This is a genomic window from Arthrobacter globiformis (genome assembly GCF_030815865.1).
Classification (GTDB): Bacteria; Actinomycetota; Actinomycetes; order Actinomycetales; family Micrococcaceae; genus Arthrobacter; species Arthrobacter globiformis_B.
In genome coordinates this window covers 2,564,317-2,583,852 of the sequence record NZ_JAUSXI010000001.1, presented here as the reverse complement: position 1 = coordinate 2,583,852, position 19,536 = coordinate 2,564,317, and the positions used below count along the sequence as shown (strand labels likewise).

General features: G+C 64.4%; 18 protein-coding genes and 2 pseudogenes. 7 read left to right on the top strand and 13 right to left on the bottom strand.

The window, feature by feature from the left end; genetic code table 11:
- Nucleotides 1–2 precede the first annotated feature (2 nt).
- The 5 genes from prpB (at nucleotide 3) to QFZ33_RS11700 (ending at nucleotide 3,752) form a co-directional block, all read left to right on the top strand.
- A complete protein-coding gene (prpB, locus tag QFZ33_RS11720) occupies nucleotides 3–908 on the top strand; it encodes a methylisocitrate lyase (protein WP_307027636.1) in 906 nt (301 codons plus the stop codon).
- A gap of 28 nt (nucleotides 909–936) precedes the next feature.
- Entirely contained in the window at nucleotides 937–2,073 is a 1,137-nt protein-coding gene (locus QFZ33_RS11715; protein ID WP_307027634.1) for a bifunctional 2-methylcitrate synthase/citrate synthase, read from the top strand.
- A 154-nt stretch (nucleotides 2,074–2,227) separates the two neighbouring features.
- The gene (locus QFZ33_RS11710) at nucleotides 2,228–2,455 is read left to right on the top strand and encodes a hypothetical protein (protein WP_307027632.1); all 228 of its coding nucleotides are present in this window, start codon (nucleotides 2,228–2,230) and stop codon (nucleotides 2,453–2,455) included.
- A gap of 95 nt (nucleotides 2,456–2,550) precedes the next feature.
- Nucleotides 2,551–2,976 carry an aspartate 1-decarboxylase gene (gene panD / locus QFZ33_RS11705; protein WP_307027631.1) on the top strand — a complete coding sequence of 142 codons (426 nt, stop codon included), beginning with the start codon at nucleotides 2,551–2,553 and terminating at the stop codon, nucleotides 2,974–2,976.
- A 209-nt stretch (nucleotides 2,977–3,185) separates the two neighbouring features.
- The gene (locus QFZ33_RS11700) at nucleotides 3,186–3,752 is read left to right on the top strand and encodes a recombinase family protein (protein WP_307027629.1); all 567 of its coding nucleotides are present in this window, start codon (nucleotides 3,186–3,188) and stop codon (nucleotides 3,750–3,752) included.
- Nucleotides 3,753–3,941: 189 nt separating this feature from the next.
- Here QFZ33_RS11700 and QFZ33_RS11695 read toward each other — a convergent pair whose 3' ends face one another.
- The 10 genes from QFZ33_RS11695 to QFZ33_RS11650 all read right to left on the bottom strand — a co-directional run bounded on the left by QFZ33_RS11695 (nucleotide 3,942) and on the right by QFZ33_RS11650 (nucleotide 14,058).
- Nucleotides 3,942–4,673: a sulfite exporter TauE/SafE family protein gene (locus QFZ33_RS11695; RefSeq protein ID WP_307027627.1), complete on the bottom strand. Its 732-nt coding sequence runs from the start codon at nucleotides 4,671–4,673 to the stop codon at nucleotides 3,942–3,944.
- A 327-nt stretch (nucleotides 4,674–5,000) separates the two neighbouring features.
- Entirely contained in the window at nucleotides 5,001–5,678 is a 678-nt protein-coding gene (locus QFZ33_RS11690) for an SDR family NAD(P)-dependent oxidoreductase (protein ID WP_307027626.1), read from the bottom strand.
- Nucleotides 5,671–6,933: a sialidase family protein gene (locus QFZ33_RS11685; RefSeq protein WP_307027624.1), complete on the bottom strand. Its 1,263-nt coding sequence runs from the start codon at nucleotides 6,931–6,933 to the stop codon at nucleotides 5,671–5,673. Before QFZ33_RS11685 ends, QFZ33_RS11690 begins: the two co-directional genes overlap by 8 nt.
- Nucleotides 6,934–6,938: 5 nt before the next feature.
- Nucleotides 6,939–7,727: an HpcH/HpaI aldolase family protein gene (locus QFZ33_RS11680; RefSeq protein WP_307027622.1), complete on the bottom strand. Its 789-nt coding sequence runs from the start codon at nucleotides 7,725–7,727 to the stop codon at nucleotides 6,939–6,941.
- 57 nt (nucleotides 7,728–7,784) lie between these two features.
- Nucleotides 7,785–8,774 (bottom strand): aldo/keto reductase, encoded by a 990-nt coding sequence (locus QFZ33_RS11675; RefSeq protein ID WP_307027620.1) that lies wholly within the window; start codon nucleotides 8,772–8,774, stop codon nucleotides 7,785–7,787.
- 61 nt (nucleotides 8,775–8,835) lie between these two features.
- A complete protein-coding gene (locus tag QFZ33_RS11670) occupies nucleotides 8,836–9,669 on the bottom strand; it encodes an ATP-binding cassette domain-containing protein (protein ID WP_307027618.1) in 834 nt (277 codons plus the stop codon).
- Nucleotides 9,662–10,603, bottom strand: a complete 942-nt coding sequence (locus QFZ33_RS11665) for an ABC transporter ATP-binding protein (protein ID WP_307027615.1) — start codon at nucleotides 10,601–10,603, stop codon at nucleotides 9,662–9,664. The genes QFZ33_RS11670 and QFZ33_RS11665 overlap by 8 nt, the downstream gene beginning before the upstream one ends.
- A 1-nt stretch (nucleotide 10,604) precedes the next feature.
- A complete protein-coding gene (locus QFZ33_RS11660) occupies nucleotides 10,605–11,549 on the bottom strand; it encodes an ABC transporter permease (RefSeq protein WP_307027613.1) in 945 nt (314 codons plus the stop codon).
- The gene (locus tag QFZ33_RS11655; RefSeq protein ID WP_307027611.1) at nucleotides 11,546–12,481 is read right to left on the bottom strand and encodes an ABC transporter permease; all 936 of its coding nucleotides are present in this window, start codon (nucleotides 12,479–12,481) and stop codon (nucleotides 11,546–11,548) included. The genes QFZ33_RS11660 and QFZ33_RS11655 overlap by 4 nt, the downstream gene beginning before the upstream one ends.
- A 2-nt stretch (nucleotides 12,482–12,483) precedes the next feature.
- A complete protein-coding gene (locus tag QFZ33_RS11650) occupies nucleotides 12,484–14,058 on the bottom strand; it encodes an ABC transporter substrate-binding protein (RefSeq protein ID WP_307027610.1) in 1,575 nt (524 codons plus the stop codon).
- 195 nt (nucleotides 14,059–14,253) lie between these two features.
- On the opposite strand from QFZ33_RS11650, the gene pdxA reads away from it, so the two are divergent.
- On the top strand, nucleotides 14,254–16,620 hold the full coding sequence (gene pdxA / locus QFZ33_RS11645; RefSeq protein ID WP_307027608.1) for a 4-hydroxythreonine-4-phosphate dehydrogenase PdxA: 2,367 nt from the start codon (nucleotides 14,254–14,256) through the stop codon (nucleotides 16,618–16,620).
- Between the two features lie 108 nt (nucleotides 16,621–16,728).
- Nucleotides 16,729–17,520, top strand: coding sequence for a DeoR/GlpR family DNA-binding transcription regulator (locus QFZ33_RS11640; RefSeq protein WP_307027606.1), 792 nt, complete (start codon nucleotides 16,729–16,731; stop codon nucleotides 17,518–17,520).
- Nucleotides 17,521–18,061: 541 nt separating this feature from the next.
- Here the strand turns inward: QFZ33_RS11640 and QFZ33_RS11635 are convergent.
- The 3 genes and pseudogenes from QFZ33_RS11635 to QFZ33_RS11625 form a co-directional block, all read right to left on the bottom strand.
- A pseudogene (locus QFZ33_RS11635) lies at nucleotides 18,062–18,340 on the bottom strand (DUF4193 family protein); the annotation flags it as partial.
- A gap of 461 nt (nucleotides 18,341–18,801) precedes the next feature.
- A pseudogene (gene aspA / locus QFZ33_RS11630) lies at nucleotides 18,802–19,191 on the bottom strand (aspartate ammonia-lyase); the annotation flags it as partial.
- Nucleotides 19,192–19,256: 65 nt separating this feature from the next.
- Nucleotides 19,257–19,469 (bottom strand): hypothetical protein, encoded by a 213-nt coding sequence (locus QFZ33_RS11625; RefSeq protein ID WP_307027604.1) that lies wholly within the window; start codon nucleotides 19,467–19,469, stop codon nucleotides 19,257–19,259.
- Between the last annotated feature and the right edge of the window lie 67 nt (nucleotides 19,470–19,536).

The following is a 19,536-nucleotide window of genomic DNA, read 5'->3' as shown; positions in this document are numbered from 1 at the left end:
AAATGCTGTACTCCACCGCCACGCCCGAGCAGAAGCGCCTCAGGCTGCGCGAGATCCTCGCCTCGGGCACTATTCAGCAGTTCCCGGGGGCGTTCAACCCGCTCTCGGCCCGGCTGATCGAGGAGAAAGGCTTCGCAGGGGTCTACATCTCCGGCGCCGTCCTCGCCAATGACCTCGGCCTGCCCGACATCGGCCTGACCACCCTGACTGAGGTAGCCACCAGGGCAGGGCAGATCGCCCGCATGACCGACCTGCCGTGCATCGTGGACGCGGACACTGGCTTCGGCGAACCCATGAACGTGGCCCGCAGCGTCCAGGAACTCGAAAACGCCGGACTCGCCGGCTGCCACATCGAGGACCAGTTCAACCCCAAACGCTGCGGCCACCTCGACGGCAAAAACGTCGTTGACCTGGCCACCGCCACCAAACGCATCCGCGCCGCCGCCGACGCCCGCCGTGACCCGAACTTCCTCATCATGGCCCGCACCGACATCAGGGCAGTCGACGGACTCCAGGCCGCCAAAGACCGTGCAAAGGCCCTCGTCGATGCCGGCGCTGACGCGATCTTCCCCGAGGCCATGCGTGATCTGCACGAGTTCCGCGCCATCCGCGACGCCGTGGACGTGCCCATCCTCGCCAACATGACAGAGTTCGGCAAAAGCGACCTCTTCACCACGGAGCAACTGCAGAATGTGGGCGTGAACATGGTCATCTACCCCGTCACACTGCTCCGCAGCGCCATGGGCGCCGCCGAACGCGTTTTGGACACACTCAAGAGCCTGGGAACCCAGCAGGTACGCGTGCCCGAAATGCTCACCCGGGCACGCCTCTATGACCTCGTGGACTACGAGGCCTACAACAAGTTCGATTCCGGCGTTTTCAACTTCCAGATCCCCAACATCCACTAATACAAGAACTGCAACGAAGGAGTTCAGCATGACTGACACAGAGATCAAGAAGGGCCTCGCCGGCGTCGTGGTGGACTACACCGCGGTCTCAAAGGTCAATGCAGAGACCAACTCGCTGCTCTACCGCGGGTATCCGGTCCAAGACCTCGCCGCCAAATGCAGCTTCGAAGAGGTCGCCTATCTGCTCTGGAACGGCGAACTGCCCACGCAGGAGCAGTTGGCCGGGCTCACCGCCCGCGAAAGGGCCGGCCGGCCACTCGAACCGGCACTCAAGGCCATCATCGACGCCTTGCCCACGGACGCCCACCCCATGGACCTCTGCCGCACGGCCGCATCCGTGCTGGGAGCACGGCACCCACTGGCCGAAGACGCCTCGCCCGAGGCCAATATGAAGAAGGCCATCGACCTGTGGGCGGCCATGCCAGCTGTCGTGGCGTACGACCAGCGCCGCCGGCACGGGCTCGACGTGGTGGAACCCCGCGACGACCTGGGCTACTCGGCCAACTTCCTCTGGATGGCCTTCGGTGAAGATCCTGTGGACGAGGTCATCGAGGCGTTCAACGTCTCGATGATCCTGTACGCCGAACACTCCTTCAACGCCTCAACGTTTACCGCCCGGGTGGTCACTTCCACTCTCTCGGACCTGCATTCGGCCGTGACTGCTGCCATTGGGGCGCTCAAAGGCCCGCTGCACGGCGGGGCCAACGAAGCCGTCATGCACACGTTTGACGAGATCGGCATCGAGCCCGAGGAATCCCTGGAGGAAGCCGCTACCCGGGCTAAAGCGTGGATGGAAGGTGCCCTGGCACACAAGAAGAAAATCATGGGCTTTGGGCACCGCGTTTATAAGAACGGGGACTCCCGCGTTCCGACAATGAAGGCCGCGTTGGACAAGATGATCGCCCATTACGGCCGGCCGGAACTCCTCGGTCTGTACAACGGACTCGAGCAGGCGATGGAGGAGGCCAAGGCCATCAAACCCAACCTCGACTACCCTGCCGGACCCACCTACCACCTCATGGGCTTCGACACTCCGACCTTCACACCGATCTTCGTCGCCAGCCGCATCACCGGCTGGACTGCCCACCTCATGGAACAGGCGGCGTCCAACTCCCTCATCCGCCCGCTAAGCGAATACAACGGCCCAGACCAGCGCTCCCTGTAACCGGCATCTCAACTGCCCCAATTTCTGCGGTGAGGTGTCGGATGATCACCCGGATCATCAACTATCGCAACGCATGTGACACCTCACCGCCGGCCGGCCGAACAACCCCGTGCAGCTCTTCCAAATCTCATCAGCGTGCACACAGGAGCAAACGATGGACCTTCACCTGCAACCAGATTGGCAACGTGCTCTCGGGCAACGGGTAGAAGTTTGGAGAGGCGGGAAACTGGTCCGCAAAGGAACGGTGGAGGCCGTCATGCCTGACGATTCGCTTCTCTGGATTTCAGCGGAAGGAATCTCACCAAGAAGAATGATTTCCCGTCAAGACGGATATCAGGTTTTCACGCATTTCCTGCCGCCGTCGCCCGAGAACGACCACTAGAAAACTAGGGTCCAGTTCCTCCAAGAGACTTGCGTTCGTGCCGGATCTAGTGTCTGGCCGGCGCCTCGGCACAAGTCCTACTACTGGAGCTTCCTATGAATCGAACGATGTTTAAGTCGAAAATTCACCGGGCCACCGTCACGCACGCTGACCTTCACTATGTAGGTTCAGTCACCGTTGACCTGGACCTGCTTGATGCTGCTGACATCCTTCCCGGTGAGCTTGTCGCCATCGTGGACGTGACCAACGGCGCCAGGCTGGAGACATACACCATCGCCGGTGAACGCGGCTCAGGCGTGATCGGCATCAATGGCCCGGCAGCCCACTTGGTGCACGAAAATGACGTTGTCATTCTGATTACCTACGCGGCAATGACCACCGAGGAAGCCAAGGCCTACGAGCCCCGGGTAGTCCATGTCGACCAAAACAACAACGTGCTCCAGTTGGGCAACGACCCGGCCGAGGGCCTCACCCCCGGGCTCCTCCGCCCGCCGTACGCCGTGAACAACACCGCACCCTGACCGGACCGGCGGTGCCGAGCCTGGGAGGGACCGTGAGCCCACACCATCTCATTTCCTTCTCATGCACCCAGCGGCTTGCGTGACGTCACCTCCATACAGTGACAGGTTGAAGTACACCCCACTCTGACATCAAATGTTCCAAGTATCTTGACCTGCTCCAATAAAGGTCATAGAACTCAGACTGACAGGTTGAGGGTTTGGAGGCTTAGGTGGCTGGACAGCTGATCGGGTACGTGCGCGTAAGCACGCTGGACCAGAACGAGAAACGCCAGCTCGAAGGTCAGGTTCTGGACCGGGTCTTCACGGACAAAGCCTCGGGCAGGGACACGACCAGACCGGAGCTTACTGAGCTACTGCGGTTCGCCCGTAACGGGGACACAGTCGTCGTGCACAGCATGGACCGGCTCGCCCGCAACCTCGATGACCTGCGGGCTCTCGTCCAGAGCCTCACACGCAAAGGGGTCCGGGTGGAGTTCGTCAAAGGGAGTTTGGTCTTCACCGGGGAGGACTCCCCCATGGCCAACCTCATGCTCTCCGTCATGGGGGCCTTTGCCGAATTCGAACGCTCGCTGATCCGGGAGCGGCAGCGAGAAGGCATCGCCCTGGCTAAGCAGCGCGGTGCCTACAAAGGGCGGAAAAAGACCCTCACACCGGAACGGGCGGCCGAGCTGGTCCAGCGGGCAGCGAATGGAATCCCCAAATCCGTCCTCGCCAGCGACTACGGCATCAGCCGGGAAACGGTGTATCAGTACCTGCGCCAGGCCAAACTGCCCTGACACCCTCACCTGTCGAGCCAGCCGCCGGCGCAAACAACCGCCAAGCCAGTTTGACCGCATCTCCGTCGTCAGCGTTATGACTTGGCTAGAATTGCCGAAAATACAGGTCTAGCCGCAGCAGCTACGTCACGTCGCGGACTCCTGAGGGCGAGCGGGCCGCATTGAGCCCGTCTACACCATCTCCGAACCTTAGTTTTGCGATAGTAGTTGCTGGCCGATGAGCAAAAGAACTCCCACGGAGGACGCAGCCAGTGCTACGAGACGTGTCAGCTGTGGCTCCAGGAACCTGGTGAGGAAGCGCGAGAGGAAGAATCCCGCGAGCACGAACGGAACCATGGCGAAGGCTACCTGGAGTACTTTTTCGTTGATGGCACCGGCCAACGCCAGGGCGAAGAGCGACATGCACGAACCGACCAGGAAGAAGGCGCTCATCGTTCCGCGCAGCTCTGGGCCTTCGGCGCGCTGCCAGATGATTGCCATGGGAGTACCCCCGATGGACGTGGCAGTCCCCAGAATTCCTGAGGCGGCGCCAGCAACGATGAGGTTTCGCCGTAGTGGTGGCGGCACCCACCCGACGAAAGCCGCCAATATCCCGGCAGATACTGCCAACGCTACCAGCCATACCAAACCGTCTGGAGTAAGCGTGATGACTAGCCAGGCCCCGACAATACTGCCCGGAACGCGGCCAACCAACGCCCAACCCACTCCGCGGAGATCCAGGTGTTGGCGTTCCCCTACCGTGATGATCAAAGTCAGCACAACAGAAAGCAGGATCAACGAGGCTGGCAGGAGTGAGGGATCGACTAAGGCGATTACTGGGGCCGCCATCATGCCTAAACCAAAGCCTATAGATCCCTGCAGGCATGCGGCGGCAAACAGGACGGATGCGAGGACACAAAATTCCAGGACAGTCACAGTCACCTTATGAGTCTCTCCTTGATGCCCGCACCCATGCGGTTGAAGGTAAAGCGCGGTCGGGAGCCGCACTTCGTGACGCCTTCTGGAATCCCTGAAGCAATGGACTAACAGCTGCCTTATTACTCTTGAGTCCGAACTCGCAACGCGGCAGCTCTACCAGCATTAGTTCCGCAATTCCGAAGATTGGTGAAGTTCTCGCTGTCCAGGGCAGCATGGCGGTAATGCTGTCCACATCAGCAATTCCCTTGCCATCGAAGTCCAGCACCTGCAGTGGTAGACGAAGATCTGAATGACAGGCAGCCCTACTGTGCAAATGACGCCGCTGCAAAGTCAGAGCGAGGCCCCTCCGCAAATGACGTAGTTCTGACCGGTGATGGACTTTCCGTGGGGTCCCAGCAGGAAGGCCGCCAGTGCGGCGACGTCGTCAGGGTCCACCAAGGCGCCGAGGGCCGGCATCCGCACCGGGGTGGCAGCCCGGCCGGGGTCATTCAGCATCGGAGTGTCCGTGGGGCCTGGGGAGAGCACGTTGACTGTGATTCCCCGCGGTGCAAGTTCCTGCGCCCACGTCCGTCCCAACCCCATCAGGGCGGCTTTGGTGGCGGCGTATTGGCTTTTGCCCGGTGACCCGGTGGCGGTGCGGCTGCCGAGCAGCACTATCCTGCCGCCGTCGGGCATGGACGGGACCAAAGCGTTGGCAAGTATGCTGGCCGCGGACACATGGACATCGAACATAGCGGATAAAGCTGAAGGGTCCAGCTCCCCCAGCGGAGCCGTCCGTTGGAACCCGGCAGCATGAACAAGCGCATCAACGGGCCGTAACCCGGCGATGGAATCGGCCAAAGATTCGGGCTCGGCAAGGTCAGCCTGGAGCCACTCAAACTTCCCGTCAAGCGGCTTCGCGGTCCTACTCACACCGGTCACGGCCCACCCGTCGGCCAACAGGCGGCGGGTGATGGCCAGTCCGATGCCCGAGCTGCAGCCGGTCACTACGGCATGCTGGTCAGGCATTGAGCGAGTCGTCTTCCAGGCCGCCGGGCGTCTGACTGCCCTCGTACGCCCACTGCGGGTCAACGCGGACGAACTTAATGGCCTGCCGGAAGTACGTGTACGCAATGTTCAGTGCACCGTCGGGGCCCTGGTGGATGGACGGGTAGGAGTATTCGCGGTTGAGCCCCTCGCGGGAGTTGTTGGACAGGCAGTAGCCGTCCCCCACGTCCAGGTTCCGGCGGATCGGCCAGGAACGTCCGGAATCCTCGGAGATGGCCAGGGTCATGGGAGACCGCGGGGTCCCCCAGAACGCCTTGCGTGCCCCGTCATCAGTAACAGCAGCACCGGGCACTGGCTCGGCGAGCTGGCCCTGCTCCTCGGCCAGGCCGTCGTCGTCGATTTCGTCGTAGAGGGACAGTCGGCGTTCGGTGTTCTCCTCTGCTCGGCGGTGGTTGTACAACAGGGCCAGGCGGCCGTCGGCGAGGGCGGTGAACTGGATGGAGGAGTTGTTGTTGGGCAGTTCCGTGGGGACGGGCTCGCTCCAGGTGGTGCCGTCGTCGGTGGAGCGGGATTCGTAGATCGAGTCGGCCCAGCGGCTGCGGAACAGGGCCAGCAGCGAGCCGTCGGCCAGGGGCTGGATGTTCATGTGGACGCAGCCCAGGCTGCCGGGCAGGACCTGTTCGCTCCAGGTGGCGCCGGCGTCGTCGGAGATCATCACGGCGCTGTCGTCGCTGTTGCCCACCCACTTTTCCCCCTGTGTGGTGATGCAGCGGAAGATCGGGATGATCAACCGGCCGGAGGGCAGCGCCACGGGCAGTTGGCGGACGAACACGCCGCCGGTTTCGTTCGCGGGGAACAGCGTTTCCACGTCGCCCCAGGTGCGGCCGCTGTCCGTGGAAATACGACGGCGGACCTCGGCGGTGTCCTGGTTGCCCGCCTTCTGCGCGGTGTACAGCAGCCAGAGCGTCTGGTCAGGGGCGGTGAACAGGATGGGGTTCTGCTCTGAGCGGGTGGAGTCATCCGAAAGCTTCGAAGGTTCGGACCACTGGCTGCTGCCCGGCTCGAGGGTGGAGAACCAGATGGAGATGTCCGGCACGCCTTCCTGGGTGCCGCCGAACCACACGCAGCCGAGGCGGCCGTCCGGCAGGGTGAGCAGGTTGGCGGCGTGGCTCTGCACGGTGGGTGCCGGGAGGTAGGCAAAGTCGGCGCCGTCCGCCCGCTTCACGGCCCCGTCCGGGGTGATGGTGCTATACGCGTCGGTGGTGGTGTTCTGCATGGGAATTAGTCCTTCATGGTGGCGTCGGAGCGCGCGGCGTCGAGGTGGGACTTGGCGATCTGTTCCAGGTGCGTCAGGTCCGAGGCGATAGTGGTGAACGTGTACCCCTGCTGCAGCCGCTGCGCCGCCACCGTCCCGGCAGGAGTGTGGATACCGGCGGCGATTCCGGCGGAGGCGGCAGCCTCGGCGATGGTCTCGAGCGCGGCGTTGAACTCCGCTTCGACCTGCGGATCCCCCGGGAATGCCCCGCCCACGGCGATGGCGAGGTCTGACGGCCCCACGTAAATGCCGTCCAGGCCCGGGGTGGCGCAGATTTCCTTCACGTTGGCCAGGCCTTCCGGCGTCTCGATCATGGCAAACACCAGGGTGGTGCCGTTGGCGTCGGCGGGCTTCGGCCCGATCCGCAGCGCCGACCGCATGGGACCGTACGAGCGGCCCCCCATCGGCGGGTACTTGGCTGCGGCCACCGCGGCGGCGGCGTCCTGGGCGTTGTTGATGAGCGGGACGATGACGCCCACGGCTCCGGCGTCGAGCGCCTTGCCGATCGCGGTGAAGTCGTTGGCCTCCACCCGGACCATGCCGACGGCGGTGTGCCCGGCGTCGATGGCCATCAGGCCGTTGAGCACGCCCGAATAGCCGAGCAGCCCGTGCTGCGCGTCCAGGGCCACGTAGTCGTAGCCGATCCGGCCGATGCGTTCGGTGGCCACGGGTGCGTCCAGCACCGCCCAGTAGCCCACCGCCTGCTCACGGGCGCGGATCTTGCGGGCGAATTCGAGGGCCAGTTCGGAAGTCATCAGAGTCCTTCAGTGTCGGTTCAGGAAAGAAGTCGGTTCAGTCGGCAAGGAAAGAGGTCAGCGGTTGTAGGCGGGCATCGGGCCGCGCAGCGAGTTGCCAACGGCGTCGCAGGCCTCCACAACGTCTGCCGGAAGCGGGCCGTTGGCCACGGCGGCAATGTTGGCGCGAAGCTGTTCCACCTTGGAACCGCCCAGCAGCATCGAGCCCACACCGTCACGGTAGGCGAGCCAGCGCAACGACAGCTCGGCCAGCGTGACGCCGGCACCGTCGGCGATGCGGGAGAGCTCACCGATGGCATCGAACAGCTGCTTGTCCCAGTACCGCTGCGTGTACATGGCGGCGAGCTTGGAATCGCCGTAGCGGCCCTCGGTGGGTTTGGCGTCAAAGCTGTGCTTGCCGGTGAGCAGCCCGCCGCCCAGCGGGTTGTAGACCATGGTGTGCACGTTGTGGGTGGCGGCGAATTCGAGGTATTCCTCCTCCAGCCGGCGCGCCACCAGGTTGTAGAGCTGCTGCGCGACGACGGGCTGCGGCGCCCCCACTTCCCGCGCCGTGTGGATCACGTCGGCGATCTGCCAGGCGGCGAAGTTGGACACACCCAGCGCCCCGATCTTTCCCTCGGAAACCAGCTCGGCAACGGTCCGCAGGGTGTCGTGCAAAGGCGTGGCGCGGTCGGGCTGGTGCAGGTAGAACAGGTCGATGCTCTCCACGCCCAGCCGGCGCAGGCTCCCCTCCACGCTGGCGCGCAGCCCCGCAGGCGAAAGGGGCGAATTGGACCCGTGGTCCGCATGGGGCATGCCGGCCTTGGAAGCCAGGATGACGCCGTCGCGCTTTCCTTTCAAGAGACGCGCGAGCATCTCTTCGGTCACACCGCCCACGTAGGCGTTGGCGGTGTCGATGGTGGTAATGCCCGCGTCGAGCGCCTCCTCCACCATCCGGCCCGCGGTGGCCTCATCGACAGTGTCGCCGAAGGTCATTGTTCCCAGGACCAGCCGGGAGATGGGAAGTTTCAGGCCGTCCACCGTGGCGCTGTCGGGCTGCTTGCTCATGCGTTAATTCCTCGTGGTTGCGTTCGTTGTGTTCGTAAAAAAAGGTGTCCAGCCGACTGGGCTAATTTGCTTGGTTGGAGAGTGCCAGGGAGCGGACCAGGTGCCGCGGCTTGAGGCCTTCCATAGTGGAGGGGTCCAGCGCGGCGCGGCGGAGTTTGCGGGTGTAGTCCTCCTTGGGGGCGGTCAGGACGGACGCGGTCGTGCCGTGTTCAACCAGCTTGCCCTTCTGCATCACCATGACGCTATCGCTGATTTCCTGCACCACGCCGAGGTTGTGCGAGATGAACACGTAGGTGATGCCGGTTTCGTCCTGGATGGACTTCAGCAGCCGCAGCACCTGTGCCTGCACGGATACGTCCAGGGCGCTGGTGGCTTCGTCGCAGACCAGGAGTTCAGGTTTGGACGCGAGTGCTCGGGCAATCCCGATGCGCTGCCGCTGGCCGCCGGAGAATTCGGCCGGGTGCTTGTCCAGTGACCGGACGGGCAGGCCCACCTGGTCGATCAGCTTCGCGGCTGCCTTGTGCCGTTCAGCCTTGGACCGGACGCCCTGCAGCTTCAGCGGCTCGGCCACGATTTCCTGGGCGGTCATGTGCGGGTCCAGTGAGCCGTATGGGTCCTGAAACACCATCTGGAACTTGGAGCGCATGGGACGCAGCTTGGCTTCGCTCATGGAAGCGATGTCTGTTCCGTCCAGGTCAATCCGCCCGCTGGTGGGGGTCACCAGCCGCATGAGTGCCTTGGCGATGGTGGACTTACCGCAGCCGGATTCACCCACGACGGCGATCGTCTTGCCTTTGTCCACCGAGAAGGAGACGTCGTCAACGGCCCGGAAGGTGCCGCCTGGGACGTGGTAATCCACCACCAGGTTTTCGACGGCGAGGAACGGCTTACTCATGGCTTGCTCCGGTCTGGGTCAGGGCTGGGTCGGTGGCGGCGCCGGTGGCTGAAGAACCGGCGGCGTGCGCACCATGGGACGCAGGGGCGGCGGGGGTTTCATCCCACGGCCCCAGCACGGGCACTGCGGCCAGCAGTGTGCGGGTGTACTCGGTGGCCGGGTGGTCCACGATCTGCTGGACCTCGCCGGACTCCACAAACGAGCCGTCCTTCATCACGTGGATGCGGTCCGAGATCAGCCGGGCCACGCCAAGATCGTGCGTGATCATCAGGATGCCGATGCCGCGCTGCTCCTGCAGTTCCAGCAGCAGGTCCAGGATGCCGCCCTGGACAGTAACGTCCAGGGCTGACGTCGGCTCGTCCGCCACCAACAGCTGCGGCTCGCTGGCCAGCGCGATGGCGATCAGCACACGCTGGAGCATGCCGCCGGAGAGCTGGTGAGGGTACTTCTTCAGCTGCTTCTCAGGAGTAGGAATGTGCACCTGTTCCAGGAGCCGGATGGCCCGGGCCTGCAGGGCGGCCTTGTCCTTGGCCTCGGCGGCACCCGCAATCCGGATGGCCTCGAAGAGCTGGCTGCCGATCGAGTGGACCGGGCTCAGCGCCGTCATGGGGTCCTGCGGGATCAGGGCGAGGGTTTTGCCGCGCACCTTGTTGATGGCCTTGGGATCGGCGCTGATGTCGACGCCGTCAATCAGCACGGTGCCGGACAGTACCGCCAGGTCCTCGGGCAGCAGGTGGAGGATGCCCATCGCCGTCGTGGACTTGCCGGAGCCGGACTCACCGATGATTGTGACGGTCTCGCCCCGGTGGATGCTGAAGCTGACGGAGTCAACGGCCCGGATGATGCCGGCGTCGGTGATCAGTTCCACCTGGAAGTCGCGGACCTCAAGGAGCGGCTGCTCACGGTGGGCAGAAGTTTGCGGTTGTGCGGTCATGTCAGGCACCCTTCTTCTTGCGGCGGGGACGGTCGCGGAGGCCGTCGCCCAGCAGGTTCACGCCTACCACCATGAGCACGATCACCAGGCCGGGCAGGGTGACCATCCACCAGGAGGTGGTGATGTAGTCCTGGCCGTCGGAGATGATCCGGCCCCAGGTGGCGAAGGGCCGCTGGGGGCCGGCGCCGAGGAAGCTGAGTGCGGACTCGAGCAGCACGGCCTGGGCCAGCAGGAGCAGGACCACCAGGGTGGCCTGCTTGATCACGTTGGGGATGATGTGCTGGATCAGGATCTGGACCCGGTGCAGGCCCAGGATCCGGGCCGCGGAGACGTACGGCTTTTCGCGTTCCACCAGCACCATGGAGCGGGTGAGGCGGGCTACTTCGGGCCATTGGGCGATGGCGATCACGAAGGTGATCACCGGGATCGAGGGGCCGAAAAGGGCCACCACCAGCAGCAGCATCATGAGCAGCGGCAGGGACATCTGCGCTTCGAGGACGCGGGAGACGATGGTGTCCACCCAGCCGCCGAAGTAGCCGGCGGCGGAGCCGAGGATCACGCCGATGGCGCCGGAGACCAGGACTGCCAGCAGGCCGATGGTCAGCGAGACCTGGCCGCCGTGCAGCACGCGGGAGAGCAGGTCGCGGCCCAGCTGGTCGGTTCCGAACAGGTGCCCGTCCGTGAACGGCGGCAGGCGCCGGGCGGCGAGGTCCTGGAAGTTGGCGTCCGGCAGCGGCAGCACCTGGGCCAGGATAATCGGGATGATCACCAGCAGGGTGCAGACGGTGCCCACGATGAGCTTCCACTTGGAGGCGTTACGACGGCGGGTGGCGCCGGCTTTAGCGATGTCTGCTTCGGTGACGGCGCTGGGGCTGGGCTCTCGGGCGGGCTGCGCTGAGTTTCCGGAAGAACCAGCGGTTGGCGTTGCGGTGTCGCTGAGGCTCATGCTGTTGCCGCCTTTCCAAGACGAACGCGGGGATCAAGTAGCGGGTAGGCGAGGTCGATGACCAGCTGGACGGCTACCGCCAGCAGCGCGGTGAGGAGGACCGTTGCCTGGATGAGGGGGTAGTCGCGCGTTTCGAGTGCCCGCACAATCAGGGAGCCGACGCCGGGCCAGGCGAACACCACTTCCACTACCACCACGCCGTTGAGCATCGCGGCGAACCGGGTGCCGAGTGCGGTGAACACCGGGATGGCGGAGTTGGCCATGGCGTAGCGCCAGGTCAGCACCGAGTTCTTTACGCCGCGGGACCGGGCCACCGTGAGGTACGGGGCGGCGAAGTTGGCGGTCATTTCCCGCCGGACCATCCGGGAGATCAGGGCGATCTGCAGGATGGCGATGGTGATGGTGGGCAGGACCAGCCCGCCCCAGGTGGCGAACCCGGAGGCCGGGAAGATGGGAATCAGGACGGCGAAGCCGGTCAGGAGCATGATGCCGGTCCAGAAGTCGGGCATGGACTGCCCGGCGATGGTCAGCACGTTCACGCCGAGTTCCTTGCCGGTGTCCGGGCGGCGGGACATCCACACGCCCAGCGGGATGGCTACGACGGCGGTGAGCAGGATGGACGCGGTGGCGAGGGTCAGCGTGTACGGCATCCGCTCCGCCACCACCTGCATGGCGGGGGCCTGGAACGAGTAGGACGTTCCGAGGTTGCCGGTGAAGAGCTGCTGCAGGAAGATCCAGTACTGCTCCAGCACCGGGCGGTCCAGGCCGAACTGTTCGCGCACCCTAGCGAGCTGTTCGTTGGTGGCCAGCGGGCCGGCGTAGGACACGGCGGGATCGCCGGGGGCCAGCCGGATGAGGATGAACACGGTGGAGACCGTGAGGAAGACGGTCAGCAGGCCCTGTCCCAGGCGTTTGAGGATGTAGTTCGTCATGCTTAGGCCTCCAGCCGGACATCAACGAGGGGGTAGGAGTTGGTTGGTGCCAGGTTGATGCCGGACACCCGCTCCCGGTGGGCAAGGACGGACTTGGGCACGAACGCCCAGGCGCAGGGCCAGGTGTCCCAGACGGCCTGCTGTGCGTCGTTCAGGCGTTCCGTCCTGCGGGCCGGATCCGCTTCGGCGGAGGCGGCCTGGATCTTGGCGGCGACCTCGGGGATCACGTAGCCCTGGTAGGTGTCGCGGGTCTTTTCCTTTTCCGGGGTGCCGGAGTACATGCCCTGCAGCATGGTGATGGCCAGGCCGGTGGGGCTGGGGTAGCCGTTGCCCAGCAGGTCCCAGTCCCCCTGTTTGCCCTGGCGCCAGGCCAGGATGTTGCCGCCGGGTTCGAACTGCTGCAGCTCGGCCTTCACGCCGATGGCGCCGAACATTTCCACGAGGGCCTCCATCACGGAGGTGTCGGATGGGAACTCGCCGGTTTCCCAGATGATTTTCAGGGTGAGGTTCTTGACGCCCAGCTCGGCGAGGGTGGCCTTGGCCTTTTCGGGATCGTAAACGTACTCGCCGGTCTTGTGGTAGCCGGTGAGGCTGGACGGGGTGACGCCTTCGGCCTGGGTGACGGAGTCCACCAGCACGTCCTTCACCAGTGCTTCGCCGTCGATCGCCATGCTCAGCGCCTGGCGCACACGGGGATCGGCCAACGGGTGGCCGGCGGGCTTGCGGAAGTTGAAGAAAATCTGGTTAAGCCGGAGGCTGGACGCTTCCTTGAGTTTGACGCCGGGAAGTCCGGCGAGCTGTTCGCGGGAATCCGGCGTGATGGAGTCGATGATGTCCACCTCGCCGCTGCGCAGGGCGATGACGCGGCTGGACTCCTCGGGGAGGAACCGGACTTCCACGTTCTCGATCTCGGGCTTGGGGCCCCAGTAGTTTTCGTTGCGTTTGAGGCTGTACGTGCCGGCGCCGCGGTTGAACTTGGTGACCATGTACGGGCCGGTGCCCACGCCTTCCTGCAGTTCCTCCGGCTTGTTCTGCGCTGCGGGGGTAATCAGGATCATGCTCATGAGCGAGTCCAGGATGGGGACGGGCTTCTTGGACACCATCTTGAAGGTGCGGTCATCCACCGGCACCACGGCGGGGAATTCGGGGAAGAAGCCGGCCACGAAGGAGCCCTGCACCTGCTTATACATCTTCAGGGCAGTGGACACGTCCTCGATCTTGACGGGGCTGCCGTCCGAGTAGCGGATGCCTTCGCGGAGCGTGACGGTCCATTCGGTGGGGCCGGTCATCTCGAAGCGTTCGGCCAGGACCAGGACGGGCTTGGTTTCGGGCCCGATGGCGGTGAGGCCCTGGCGGACCGAGCGCTGGACAGTGACGGCGGCGTCGAACTGGTTGAGCTTGTTGTCCAGGCTGACCAGTGACCTGTTGAGGGCCAGGGTCAGGGTGCTGGGTCCCGGCAGCCCGGTCGGGCCGGCGCAACCGGCCAGGCTGCCGGTGCCCAGCAGGAACCCTGCAGCCGCGCCGAACTGCAGCAGGCGGCGACGGGAAATCTCACTTCCTTGAGGAAGAACGGTCATCGTTGACCTCTCGGTAGATCGGGGACGGCTGCCGGCCGGACTGACTGGCTGCGCCGAATGTTGTTTTCATCACTTTGCCACTCCTGCGCAAATTGCGCAAGCCCTCTAGCGTGATTAGCGCAACCGTGTCATGATGTTGGAAAGCATCCCGCACCCCAGCGGGTTCCAGCCGACTTTGATGTGGAGAGGAGCAACGTGGCTTCGGTAGTTGTTCAAGCCGACGATTTCTCCGGCGCCGCAGAGGTTGGCTACTGCTTTGTCCAACACGGCCTGCCCGCGCGGGTCTTCCTTGGCACGAATGACGGCGGCGCCTCCGAGCCGGGGCTCGTCCCCGACGTAGCGGTGGTCGACACCCATTCGCGCGGCCTTTCTGAATCCGCGGCCGAGGCGTTGGTCAAGGAGACTTTCTCCGCTCCGGCAGCTTCGGGAGCGCAGGTGGCGTTCAAGAAGATCGACTCCCTCTGGCGTGGGAACGTCCGCGCCGAGGTGTCCGCACTGACGGCGCTGGGATTTAGCGCTGTTATTGCGGGGGCACTCCCCCAGTTGCAGCGTTCAGTGCAAAACGGAAAGCCGCTGGTTGCCGGGACTCCCCTCGCGCAGACAAACCTGTGGCAGGCCGAGCAGTCGGCCCCGCCGGCAGATATTCCATCGCTGCTCCGCCCGGAGGAGCCGTCCTCGGTTCAGACGCTAAACCTGGACGAGGTCCGGTCCGATTCTCTGACGACCAAACTGTTCGTACTGCTGGAATCCGACCAGCCAGCGCTGGTGGTGGCCGACGGCGAAACCATCCAGGACCTGGAACACATCGTGGAGGCCCTTCTGGAGTTGAGATTCACTACCGCTAACCGCCGCGTGGTGCTCGTAGGTACCGGTGGAACCGCTGACGTCCTCGCGCAGCGCATCTCTGCACAATTTGCGCGAAACGCGCAGATCGAAGCACGGGCTCAAGCAGCCAGTGTGGAACCGCAGCGAACCGCAAAGCCAGTTCTCGCCGTCGTCGGTTCCGCATCCGGAACAGCGCAGGCGCAGCTCGCACAGCTCGGAGCACGTGGGTTCACAGTCATACGGCTGCACCCGCAGTATGCCGGCGCCACGGGAGCTTACGCACCGCAGCTCGAAGCAACGAAGCAGGCGCTGCAGGCGGGCACCAATGTGGCCGTCACCCTGGCCGCAGGCAAGGTGGACCCGGCACGCGCCGCCAGCATCGTCCAGGCCCTCTCCCAATTTGCAGCCGAGGCAGCAAAGGGAACAGACGCAGACCTGATCCTCACCGGCGGTGAGACGGCCCGGGAGGTCCTGGACGCCGTCGGCCGCCACAGCCTGGTGCCGCTCGCGGCCGTGCAGCACGGGGCGGTGCTCAGCCGCGCCGAGGACGGAACGCTGGTGGGCACCAAACCCGGCAGTTTCGGCGATGACCTCGCCCTCCTGCAGCTTTACGACGAAATCCGGGAGCACCGCGGCCGGTCCGCGCAAGCTCCCGCCAACACCCTTCCCAGCAAGACTTCCGAACGACCTGGAGCAGAAATGACAATCGACGCAACGAACAAGACCGAGCAGAACGCACTCCCCTACGTGGCCGTCACCATGGGCGATGGCGCCGGGGTGGGGCCGGAGGTGGTGGTAGCGGCAGTGCTGGATCCACAGAGCAACGCCGAGTGCCGGCCCGTGGTGATCGGTGACGCGCTTCGCCTGCGCCAGGCGGCGGATATTCTGGGCGTCGAGGCGGATATCCGAAGCATCGAAAACGTGGAAGACGCGGTGTTCACGCCGGGCCGAGTGAATGTGATCGACCTGGCGCTGCTGCCCGAGGACCTGCCGTGGGGCCAGCTCTCCCCCGTGGCCGGCCACGCCGCATATGAGTACATCCGGGTGGCCAGCGAACTGGCCATGGCCGGAAAGGTGCAAGCCATCTGCACCGCGCCGCTGAACAAGGAGGCGCTGCATTCCGCCGGACACATCTTCCCCGGGCACACCGAACTGCTGGCACACCTGACGGGCACGAAGGAAGTGTCCATGATGCTCTCCACCCCCAAGATCCGCGTCATCCACGTGACCACTCACATCGGTCTGGTCGACGCCATCCGCAAGATCAACCCGGACCTGGTGGAACGCACCATCCGCCGCGGACACGACGCCCTGGTCCGCGCGGGCATCCCGAACCCGAAGATCGGCGTCTGCGCCATCAACCCGCACGCGGGCGAGAACGGTCTGTTCGGTCAGGGCGAGGAAGCCGAGAAGATCGAACCCGGTGTAAAGGCCGCCCAGGCTGACGGGATCAACGCCGTGGGCCCACTTCCCGCGGACACGCTGTTCTTCCTGGCCGGCCGCGGCGATTATGACCTGGTGGTGGCCATGTACCACGACCAGGGGCACGGCCCGGTGAAGGTGCTGGGCATCGAGGCCGGCGTGAACATCACCGTGGGCCTGCCCGTGATCCGCACCTCAGTGGACCACGGCACCGCCTTCGACATCGCCGGCAAAGCAATCGCGGACTCGCGTTCCATGGTGGAAGCGCTGCACCAGGCCGCGGAGATGGCTACCCGGCCCAGCGTGGCCGTCTAGCAGCCTTGATGTTGGCGGCCATGTTGGGAAGGTACAGGGCGATGCTGCGGGGACTTGCCGGGGGCCGGAACTAGCATGGTATCCACCGCCACGGGAAGGAGACCGGGAATGCTGAGCGCAAATGCGCGGCGGGAGGAGATCTACCACCTTGCCGTGACCACCGGCCTGGCGTCCGTGGAGGAACTGAGCGCCCGGTTCAAGGTGACGGCCTCCACCATCCGCCGCGATCTGGCGCTGCTGAACGGGCAGGGCAGGCTGGCCCGCACCTACGGCGGCGCCATGGCGCTGGGCGCGCACCCTGAGGCGTCGCTGCGGCAGCGTACCGGCGAGGCGTTCGAGCAGAAGCAGGCCATCGCCCGCTGGGCCGCGTCCGTAATCGTGCCCGGTGAGAACATCCTGCTCGACGCCGGCTCCACCGTGGGTGCCCTGGCCCACGAGCTACGCGGGTTTGAGAAGTTGTCCGTGACGACGCCGGGCATCAACACCATGCAGGAGCTGGCCGATTCCGGGGACATCGAGGTGGACTGCCTGGGTGGCCGGCTGCGGAGCCTGAGCCAAAGCTTTGTGGGACCCCTGGCCGAAGCGGCCCTGGAACGGGTGACCTTTGACCGCGTATTCCTGGGCGCCGACGCCGTCACCGCCGAAGACGGCATCTGCGAAGCAGACCACGCCCAAACACGGCTCAAAGAACTCATGGCTCGGCGGGGCAACAGCGTCTACGTCCTGGCAGACTCGTCAAAGCTCGGTCTGCGGCCCTTCCACGCCTGGGCACATTTAGCGTTGCCGTGGACTTTGGTAACGGACGACGGCGCCGACCCTACCGAGGTGCAGAAGTTCCGGGAGGCAGGGGTTGCGGTTCAGGTCGTGACCGTATCGAGCGAGGCCCGTGCCTTGTCCTGACCCTGCGCTGTTTGTGCTCGGGCGGGCACATCCGTCCTGAGCCTCGTCGACAAGCAAAGCGCCCAACTGGGTATTCGCGTTATGCGGGTCATTGGCAGGAGTATTGACCTAGTTCACGGTGCCCGCAGATCAAGATGTGCATTACTTTCCTATATCCGGACCTTCCGCATGGTCGCCTTCGATGCGCTCCCCGCCGACAGCAGTCAGGTGGGCGCGGTCTTGGTGGACGACAACCTACCGTGGGTGGTGGCCAATTTCGGCGACCGTCCCCTCTTCCAACGGGAAGAAGGATCTTGCCGATGGCTTCGGACAAACTGCTGCGCTGAGTGCCAAGGCTGGATTAGCTGCAGAGGTCTAGAATCGTTGTCCGTGACCGCGAGAATCGCGTTTTTAACCCGACATAGGGCCGGTTATCGGTGATTTGAAAATGGTCGTGGGAGTGCCCGTCAAAGGGGCTGTTTGGATTGAAGTTCTACTTCTGCGATTGTCGGTTACCCGATGATCGCTGGAAGATCTCGTCGAAGGAAAAATCTAGCGTTAGTCCTTCGCACTCCAGGCAGTATGAATGGCTGTGGCTCTCGCGGGCTATTTGGGACCGGTGCCGGACCAGAAAGCCTGAATAGCAGGTGAATTCGTCCGTGGCCTGAGGAACGACCTGAACGATGAGTTCTTCGGAGACAAGTTCTCCCCCTGGAGTTAGACCCTCATCGAGGGCATCGGTTTCGTCCAATTCGATGACGACACTGCGTTTCTTCGTCAACCGGTTCAATAGCCCGTCCGGACCGACGCGGTCGGTGCCCTGCTCCCAGGCCTGGGCCAGGAGCTGCTGCGCTAACTCTTGCTGATCCACATCAGTCGCCGTGGGATCCATGGTTCCGCTCATGAGCAGTCCTCCCCGCCAGGCAACACCCGGCGTGGCAGGCCAACAGCGGATCCACCGTTATTCAGACAGTCCCGGCCGGCACCCAGATAGTGGAGGTCCCGCCTACCGCGGGCATAACGCTTCCCTCGCCAACGAAGCGAGGAGGTGCTGGAGTGCCTGGTTTCTCCGGCTGGACCGGGTGCCACCAGCCGGTCTCAGGACAGTGCTCGCCCGTGGCGACCGTTAGAGACTTCGACTGGGCGTAATGAAGGGTACTGAAATTTCGTTTCTTCATGAGAGCTCCTTGTGTGGATAGGCCTGCGGAAGCGTGGCCGCCAAGGGTGGACCTACAGTCCATATGAGGCTGTGCGGATGCGTGCAGGCCGAGGTGCCTTTTCGAGGATTGGACGCCGACCAAGCTAGATGTTGAGGTTGGCGAGGCGTTCGGGGCTGAGGAGTTCCTGCAGTTGGGCTGGTGAGGAGTCATCGAGGACGTGTTCTGCCACGCCCTTGCCGGTGCCGAGTGCTTTCCTGCGCGATGGCGGTTGCCGTGGCGTAGCCCAGGTGGGGATTCAGGGCTGTGACCAAGCCGATGGACTGCTCCACGGTGAGGCGGAGGTGTTCCTTATTGGCAGTGATGCCCCGGTGCAGCGGGCCTTGAGGGTGCGGTACGCGGCTTCCAGGTGGGAGATGCTCTTGTGGAGGCTGTGGACGATGAGGGGTTCGAAAGCGTTGAACTGGAGCTGCCCGGCTTCGGCGGCCATGATGGTGACGTCGTTGCCGATGACTTCGTAGGCAACCTGGGAGAGTGATCAGCGACCGACCATGCTGACACCCTGCGGCAGCACGGGTGTTCGCCAAGTAGCTTGCCGTGCTATGCATCCCCCTGGTGCGCCAGCAGTTCGTGCCGGTGGTGGAGCAGGAACTCGTGCCGGTAGTGAAGGCCGACCCAGGGTGAGGCGCCGAAGGCGTCAATACTAGGAATTTCCCGCGCGGCAGAATCCTCGCGTGTCTGTGGCGGGGCGGACGGAAAGGATCGGACCGCATCTTGGCGAATGCGGTTGTGCGGAGCTCGGTCTTGGGGCATGGTTTTGTCCTTATCTCCGTTGGGGGTTGGGTGATTGTACGTACGCCGCCAGTGCGGGGGGATGAAC

What these genes read in the sequence shown, in the direction of transcription:
- prpB (WP_307027636.1), top strand. Translation starts at nt 3, where the DNA reads ATGCTGTACTCCACCGCCACGCCCGAGCAGAAGCGCCTCAGGCTGCGC.
- QFZ33_RS11715 (WP_307027634.1), top strand. Translation starts at nt 937, where the DNA reads ATGACTGACACAGAGATCAAGAAGGGCCTCGCCGGCGTCGTGGTGGAC.
- QFZ33_RS11710 (WP_307027632.1), top strand. Translation starts at nt 2,228, where the DNA reads ATGGACCTTCACCTGCAACCAGATTGGCAACGTGCTCTCGGGCAACGG.
- panD (WP_307027631.1), top strand. Translation starts at nt 2,551, where the DNA reads ATGAATCGAACGATGTTTAAGTCGAAAATTCACCGGGCCACCGTCACG.
- QFZ33_RS11690 (WP_307027626.1), bottom strand. Translation starts at nt 5,678, where the DNA reads ATGCCTGACCAGCATGCCGTAGTGACCGGCTGCAGCTCGGGCATCGGA.
- QFZ33_RS11685 (WP_307027624.1), bottom strand. Translation starts at nt 6,933, where the DNA reads ATGCAGAACACCACCACCGACGCGTATAGCACCATCACCCCGGACGGG.
- QFZ33_RS11680 (WP_307027622.1), bottom strand. Translation starts at nt 7,727, where the DNA reads ATGACTTCCGAACTGGCCCTCGAATTCGCCCGCAAGATCCGCGCCCGT.
- QFZ33_RS11675 (WP_307027620.1), bottom strand. Translation starts at nt 8,774, where the DNA reads ATGAGCAAGCAGCCCGACAGCGCCACGGTGGACGGCCTGAAACTTCCC.
- QFZ33_RS11670 (WP_307027618.1), bottom strand. Translation starts at nt 9,669, where the DNA reads ATGAGTAAGCCGTTCCTCGCCGTCGAAAACCTGGTGGTGGATTACCAC.
- QFZ33_RS11665 (WP_307027615.1), bottom strand. Translation starts at nt 10,603, where the DNA reads ATGACCGCACAACCGCAAACTTCTGCCCACCGTGAGCAGCCGCTCCTT.
- QFZ33_RS11660 (WP_307027613.1), bottom strand. Translation starts at nt 11,549, where the DNA reads ATGAGCCTCAGCGACACCGCAACGCCAACCGCTGGTTCTTCCGGAAAC.
- QFZ33_RS11655 (WP_307027611.1), bottom strand. Translation starts at nt 12,481, where the DNA reads ATGACGAACTACATCCTCAAACGCCTGGGACAGGGCCTGCTGACCGTC.
- QFZ33_RS11650 (WP_307027610.1), bottom strand. Translation starts at nt 14,058, where the DNA reads ATGACCGTTCTTCCTCAAGGAAGTGAGATTTCCCGTCGCCGCCTGCTG.
- QFZ33_RS11640 (WP_307027606.1), top strand. Translation starts at nt 16,729, where the DNA reads ATGCTGAGCGCAAATGCGCGGCGGGAGGAGATCTACCACCTTGCCGTG.
- QFZ33_RS11625 (WP_307027604.1), bottom strand. Translation starts at nt 19,469, where the DNA reads ATGCCCCAAGACCGAGCTCCGCACAACCGCATTCGCCAAGATGCGGTC.